Raw genomic sequence first — 1,666 nt, 5'->3', positions numbered from 1 at the left:
GGAATTACTCTGACGGCATAACAAAAGCGCCGCCTTCAGTTTGGGACGATTGTTGTCTTTACCTGTTTCGGTTTCTATATATTCTTCAAGGATAGATGCTCCATTTAAATAGTTTTGGATAATCTCCCGTTGTGCAGCTATACCAAGCCCACTTGTCTCTTGCTTTTTAGTACTTTGCCTGAGATATGCAATATAGGTTTTTGTGTCTGTTTTTGCCATTTTACATTTACTAAACGGTCGGCTGACTCTCGTTATAAACAACCGTGACTTATTTTATAGACAAAGTTAAACCCTGGCGATAGCATGCGCAAGATGCGCAATACCGAACGCTTACTATACAGCGGATTAAAGAAATTCCGACCAACACGCCAACCGCCTGAAACGTAATGCTTGAACACGTCCAAACCGTTATTTGTCCGTTTTAAGATTTCGTCTTTGTTCAACATACAACTGATGATTTTTGATTAAGTCCTGCAAATGTTCGTCGCTCCGGCGAATAACATTGTCCTATAACAGTCGCTGAATTTCGCTTATACGATAGAAGATTTTCCCTCTGATTTGCGAATAATTGATTGAGTGCGAGGAACGCAGACGCTGCAAGGTGCGTCCGCTGATTTTCAGAAAGGTGCAGACTTCGTAACTGTCCACCCAACCGTCTTCGGGTTCTTCCTCCGCCTTGCTCTGAATGGCGGCGACAAATTTGGCAATCGTGTTGATTTTTGCCGTTAAATCCTTGAATGCCTGTGATTCTACTGTTATTATTTCCATATTTGACAATTTGTTGATTAAACTTGTGCAAAGGTCGGAAGTCGGCAAAAGTCCGTTTCTAAACTTTAGAAAACAAAATGCAAAATTGGCTTGTCAGGCAGGATTGTTAAATTCGTAATTCGCTAATAAACAGCAATTTGATGAAATGAATAAAACGCGAAAAGAAGACAAAACGGGCGTTTTTCTCTAAACTTTTTCGGCTTGCTCGCAGATAGCTGTAAATAAGCATATTATGCCGAAAATGAAGAAATTCAACGTTGAAATGCAGTAAAAACGAGGCGAAAAAAAATTCCAAAGGTTAAAAATTGCCTGAAAAAAAAATGAAATTGGAAGATTTAAAGTGGGAAGCGGCAGGCAGTACATGTCAATTTTTGAGGTGCAAGGTGCAAGCGCATATATATAAATATGCGCTTGCACCTTGCACCTCACTTAAACAATTGATATTCAGATATGATTTTTTGTGCGTTTTTCTTGTTTGATTGAAAAAATAGTTGTAATTTTGTACCGTAGTTTTATGCAGACATAGGCAGGACAAGCGTAGTCAAAAAAGACCTCTGCAAACGCTCTAAATCGTACCCCATACGAAAAAATGAAAGCATAAAGTGCTGTTTTATAAGACTTTCCTACTCACATTGATATATCTCGAAGATATTTCAATATTTAACTCGCTTGCCAATCTATTCAGTGTTTTTATTTTACTGGCCAGTAATTGCTCTTCATATTTGACAATGCCTTTTTCTGCATAATCGAGTCCTTTGACCATTACACGCCACTAAACCACTATGGATTTCCAATCCATAGGTTTGATTGCGAATAAAATTCGCGTGAGTGTCGACTATAAGTCGATTGAAAAGCGATAACTAAAGTTCTTTGAAATTTTCATTCAAGTATAAAATCC

The 1,666-nt window shown here is 38.2% G+C and carries 1 protein-coding gene and 1 pseudogene; both read right to left on the bottom strand.

Annotation, left to right across the window (positions count from 1 at the left end):
- Positions 1-219 (bottom strand): recombinase family protein (locus ACYPZI_RS15900; protein WP_459603344.1); only part of this gene is annotated, 219 nt, incomplete at its 3' end.
- A 189-nt stretch (positions 220-408) separates the two neighbouring features.
- Positions 409-768 (bottom strand): annotated as a pseudogene (locus ACYPZI_RS15895) (helix-turn-helix domain-containing protein).
- Positions 769-1,666 lie beyond the last annotated feature (898 nt).

The organism is Dysgonomonas reticulitermitis, assembly GCF_054601275.1.
Note: the sequence above shows the minus strand (reverse complement) of the source record. Positions and strands in the feature narration are given on the sequence as shown.